Source organism: Kribbella antibiotica (assembly GCF_004349055.1).
In the GTDB taxonomy this organism is placed as follows: domain Bacteria; phylum Actinomycetota; class Actinomycetes; order Propionibacteriales; family Kribbellaceae; genus Kribbella; species Kribbella antibiotica.
In genome coordinates this window covers 1-5,198 of the sequence record NZ_SMKX01000268.1, presented here as the reverse complement: position 1 = coordinate 5,198, position 5,198 = coordinate 1, and the positions used below count along the sequence as shown (strand labels likewise).

Sequence of the window (5,198 nt, the reverse complement as noted above, 5' to 3'; positions counted from 1 at the left end):
TGGCGGAGGAGTCCGGGTGGGACGGGGTGTTCCTGGAGGACTACCTCGTCTACCAGGGGGATGCGTCGGAGCCGACGTGGGATCCGTGGGTTTGCCTGGCGGCGATGGCGATAGCCACGTCGCGGATCAGGATCGGTATGACGGTCACGCCGCTCCCCCGGCGAAGTCCGTGGACGGTGGCGGCGGAGGCCGTTGCGCTCGATCACTTGTCAGACGGGCGGTTTGTCCTTGGGGTGGGGATCGGGGACCCCGGCGATCCGTTCATGCCTCAGCACTCGCCGCGGGTGTTGGCGGAGATGCTGGACGAGGGCCTCGAGGTCATCGACCGCCTGTGGTCAGGCGAGCCCGTGACATTCGCGGGGAAGCACTACCAGGTGGACGGCGCTCAACTAACGGCTCGACCACTACAGCAACCGCGAATCCCAGTGTGGGTAGGCGGCAATCTGCTGATCCCGGCAGTACGACGGCGGATCCTCCGCTGGGACGGCAGCTGCGCCTACAAGGGGAGCACGGACGCACCCCAGCAGCTCACACCGGACGACATCCGGGAGCTCCTGGCCGAGCGCGGCTCACCCGATGGCTTCGAGGTAAAAGTCAGCGGCGGCGACCCGGCCGCCTTCGCAGCCGCCGGCGCCACCTGGTGGGGCCGCTGGATCCCACCGCTCCCAGTCGAGGAAACGCTGGCCATCGTCCGATCCGGCCCACCGTCCTAGCCTGAGGAACATGACCGATCCCTGGCAGCACGCACCCCCAGAATGGACGTATCCCGACGACACTCCCACGCGTGTCACGATTCGTGAGCTTGCCGCCCGGATCCACGCCAGCAAGGGCCCCAATGCCGGTGGCGTGCTGGGACAGCGGGTTGAGGGGCCTGTGATCGTCTACTGGAAGGGTCCGCCGCCGGACGGGTTGCGACGACTCGCGGCTCAGCAGCCAGTCCCCGTCAGCTTCGAGGAAGCCGCCTATGCGCTGGACGAGCTGATGCCGATCGCCAAGCAGTTCATGGACGACCATGGCGACGTCCTCGCCTCGACTGGCCCGCTCAAGGACTATTCCGGCGTCAGCATCTGGGTGTGGACGGATCCGGGCGTCGATCCCGAGGCGCTGGTTGCTGCGTTGAGCGCGGAGGTCGGCGTACCGGTGGTGTGTGATCGCACGATGCCTCGCGACGCACAGCCGTGGGGCTCACGGTCTGGTGCCTGAAGGGGCAAAAGCCTTGGCGGTGGGGGAATCGGCAGACTTACGCTCGACGGATGGAGTCGAAACGCGCGCAGGTCGCACGCATCCGTCGGACGGCGGTGCGGGCGTTGGCGGGCTATGCGATCGACGAGCCGCGGCTGACGTTCATTGCGCATGGGGAGAACACCACTTTCCGCGTTGACTCCCCCAGCGGGCGGTTCTTGCTGCGCGTGCATCGTCCGAACCGGCATGGGCCGGCGGTTGATTCACGACTCGCAGTCGGGTCGGAGCTCGACTGGCTGGCGGCTCTGCAGGCAGAAACCGACCTCAACGTGCCGACACCGATCCGAGCCCGCGACGGCGAGTGGACAACGACCGCAGACGACCTCGTCTGCTCGGTGCTCGGCTGGCAGGGCGGGCGCATGCAGGCAACTCACCCGCGCCCTATCCACTTCCGCAGAGTGGGCAGCGTTCTCGCGCGTCTCCACAATCACGCGGCCGCGTGGACCCCACCCACCAAACTCGTCCGCATGCGCTGGGATTGGGAGACCTTCTTCGGCAACACCATGGAGTACGGCGGTGTCTCCGCCGCCGACTGCTGGGACCTCCTACCGCCGCCGGTCCGCGCCCAGTACGACGAGATCGCCCGCCGGATGCGCGTCATCTTCGCCGACCTGGGCGAAACCACCGACTCCTTCGGCCTGATCCACGCGGACCTGCACCTCGAGAACGCACTCTTCAACGGCAACGCCGTCCATCTGATCGACTTCGACGACTGCGGCCTCGGCTATTGGCTCTACGACATCGCCGTCCCGCTCTGGGACAACCGCTACCGCGATAACTACCCCGCCCTCCGAGCAGCACTCCTCGAGGGCTACGCCGAACACCGCCAGCTCCCCGACCTCACCCACCTCAACGCCTTCATCGCCACCCGAGATGTTGCCTTCGGCCTCTGGTTCGCCGGCATGGCTCAGGTCAACCCAGCCTTCGCCGCCGACCTCGACAAGACCATGGACTACATCCACCGCTCCCTCACCCGCCTCCTGTAACCAAGCTGTGGGGGCGAGGCGCCATGATGGGGTGACCACCAGGGAAGGTAGGGCGTATGACTGAGGTTGAGCCGAGCACCGAATGGCGCGAGGTTGTCGGGGCGGACGAGGCGGAGCGGCACAAGACGCAGGCCGAGGGGTTCGTCGCGATGCAGCTGCGTAAGTCCGGGAAGTACGGCGGCGGCCGGGCGTTGCATCGCCGCCAGGTGGCTGCGTTGCGGGCTCGGCTCGAGGTGGTCGACGAGCTGCCGGAGTACGCCAGGCAGGGACTGTTCGCCGTACCGGGGTCGTCGTTCGAGACCTGGCTGCGGATCTCCAACGGTGGCTTCAACGTCGCGGCCGACAAGGCGCCGGATGTGCGGGGCTTCTCGCTCAAGGTCCTTGGGGTGACTGGGCAGGGCGCCCTCGGTGGCGAGGCCAAGAGCCAGGACTTCGCGCTGATCAACCACGAGCACTTCAGCTCCGCGACCAGTGTGGACTTCAGCAGCGTTGTGCTCACCACGGGCAGCACACCTGGTGGAGCGATCCGCAAGATCATCGGTTCACCTTCGTTGATCCCGAAGGTGAAGGAGGTCGTCACCGCACTCCGCGAGCCGTTCAGCGGTTTCGCCACACACGACTTCTTCAGCGCAGCACCTGTTGCCTACGGCCCGTACGCCGTCCGGGTGCGGATCGCCGCTGCGTCCGACCAAGTGGACAGTACGGCGTCAGCGGACTGGGGCGCCGACCTCTTCCGCCGACTGGCCGTGGCGCCGCTCGTCTACGAGCTGCAGGTTCAGTTCTTCCAGGACGAGGCAACGACCCCGATCGAGAATGCCGCCGCGACCTGGACATCGCCGTACCTCACCGTTGCCCGGCTGACGGTTCCGCAGCAGGAGCCCGACGAGGAGTTCGCCCAGACCGTTGAGGACTCCCGGTTCGATCCGTGGAACGCGCTGGTCGAGCATCGTCCGCTGGGTGAGGTGATGCGCGCTCGCAAGGTCGCGTACTTCGCCAGTCAGCAAGCGCGCGGAGCGAAATAGCTAGGGCGAGACACCAACACCGTCGATCGGCTTACCGTTGTCGAGCTTGCCTCGGACGGCGGTGGGCGTCGTACCTGCGGGGAGTTTGAACGCCAACGGCGAGCTCGCCGTCTCCCGACCGCGATTGGTCTGCACGGACAGTTGGCTGACATGGCGGCTGCCGGCGGCGAGGACATAGTTCTCGCGCGCCGGTGATCGCCAGACAGTCGCAGCCAATACGTTCTGCGAGAACCTGCCACAGCTACTGGTATCCGTCATCGCGGCCACCTGCTGCGCCGGTCCCTTCGGCAGCTCGAGCCGGACCGCTGCCTTCCCCTGTCCAGACCAGCCGTCGACACGCACACAAGTCCATCGCGCGACGCCGCCGGTCGGCAGCTTCTGCTGCGCGAACGACCAGCTGTTCACCAACCGAGTGCCCTGGTTGTGCCAGGCGTCCAAACCACAGGCATGCAACGCCCACGACCGACGCGCGTCCGCACTCAGCACCTCACGCGGCGACCGCGCCGCACCGCGGCTAGGCAGTGGCATGTAGGTGAGGTGCGCCGGAATCGAGTCGCCGAGATCCGCCAGAACGAACGCGTGCTTCTCAGCCACCGCAGGCGAGCTCCGCAGCTCAAGCGCAATTCGGCTACGACACCCAGCCCGCCCACTCGGCACGGCCGCAGTCACACCGCCCTCAAACGACAACGACTTCGAGGCAGCAGCCGGCACGGCAAGATCCCGTACGGCGGCCGCCGCGATCCACGGTGCCAGCAGGTACTGCGTTCCAGCCGCGGACCGGTTGAGCACGACCGCAGCCGATGTCATCAGGTCAGCGGAATCCACCCGTTCGATGCGCAGACTGCCTGACCCGGCGGTCTCGACGTACCGGCCGATGCGGCTGCCGTCGTACACGATGGCCACGAGGGTGTCGGCGAAGCGACCGGCGTACAGCATCGACGGGCGTTGTGCAGGAGCTGTTGCGGTCGTCCCGGCAGCTCCGGTCACGTTCTCGCCGCGCAGCCAGAACTGCCAGAGCCGCTCATGGAGCGCGTTGTCCTGCACGAGCTCACCGCGAGCCGGCCAAGCACCGAAGTCCAGCTTCGAGGTGCGCTGCCATTGATCAGCCGGAGCCGCTGACAAGCCAGCCGCATCACGGATGGTCGTCAGCGGAGCTTGGTTGGCAACTGGCTCGGGCGAATCAGGCGCAAACCCCCAACCCGCAAGGCATCCGGCGACCAGCACCAAGGGGAGCGCCAGCAGCCAACGACGACGCTGCGACCGCGTCTCCCAGTCCGGGGCAAGACGCACCGCGCAGGGGTCGAAGACCTGATCCGCGTCGACCGGCACTGCGTCGGCAGCATCCAGTACGGCGGCTGCCTTCGGAATGCCTAGCTCCTGAAGGATCCGCAGCACGGTGATCCGGTCGAAGGCAGCACGATGTAACAACGCCCAGGCCACCCGAACCTCAGGGGTGACTGCGCGCAGTGCTTCTTCGAATTGCAGTGGCTCGAGCGCATCAGTGACGGGGAAGAACCGCAGTCCACGGATCCGCACCCAGCGCCGGCCCTCGTCAGCCTGCAGCGCTTCCTTCACCACCACCCGAAAGACCTCGGGCGCGGCAACGTCATCAGCAACAAGCAGCTGAGGAAGCCGCTGGACGACGCCGTGCGCGATCAGCACGCGTCGATGCCGACCCAATCGGGTCGAGGTGGCCTGGAACGCCACGAATACCAGGGAGTCGTACAGGTCCTCCACGTGCTCACGGCGCATGGCTTGCACAACGAGGCATCCGGCGGCATTGTTACGGCCGCGCAAACAGACCCAGAGCAAATACATCCAGACAAATGTTAAGGGCCACCCCAGTGGGGTGGCCCTTAACAGTGTGAATGTCCGGCGGCGTCCTACTCTCCCACGACCTCCCGGTCGCAGTACCATCGGCGCTGAAGGGCTTAACTTCCAGGTTCGG

Annotated in this window: 5 protein-coding genes and 1 rRNA gene; 4 read left to right on the top strand and 2 right to left on the bottom strand. The window is 66.7% G+C overall.

Features of this window, described 5'->3' with window-relative positions; all coding sequences use genetic code 11:
* From E1263_RS41840 to E1263_RS41825, 4 genes are all read left to right on the top strand, one after another.
* The coding region (locus E1263_RS41840; protein ID WP_132177943.1) for an LLM class flavin-dependent oxidoreductase at positions 1-713 on the top strand (713 nt) is incomplete at its 5' end.
* A gap of 10 nt (positions 714-723) precedes the next feature.
* The gene (locus tag E1263_RS41835; RefSeq protein ID WP_132177941.1) at positions 724-1,203 is read left to right on the top strand and encodes a hypothetical protein; all 480 of its coding nucleotides are present in this window, start codon (positions 724-726) and stop codon (positions 1,201-1,203) included.
* A gap of 50 nt (positions 1,204-1,253) precedes the next feature.
* Complete coding sequence (locus tag E1263_RS41830) at positions 1,254-2,228, top strand: phosphotransferase enzyme family protein (RefSeq protein WP_132177939.1); 975 nt, start codon at positions 1,254-1,256, stop codon at positions 2,226-2,228.
* 56 nt (positions 2,229-2,284) lie between these two features.
* The gene (locus tag E1263_RS41825; protein ID WP_132177937.1) at positions 2,285-3,250 is read left to right on the top strand and encodes a catalase family protein; all 966 of its coding nucleotides are present in this window, start codon (positions 2,285-2,287) and stop codon (positions 3,248-3,250) included.
* On the opposite strand, the gene E1263_RS41820 is transcribed toward E1263_RS41825, so the two are convergent.
* Entirely contained in the window at positions 3,251-5,068 is a 1,818-nt protein-coding gene (locus E1263_RS41820) for a hypothetical protein (RefSeq protein WP_132177935.1), read from the bottom strand.
* A gap of 52 nt (positions 5,069-5,120) precedes the next feature.
* Positions 5,121-5,198, bottom strand: a 5S ribosomal RNA gene (gene rrf / locus E1263_RS41815); the annotation flags it as partial.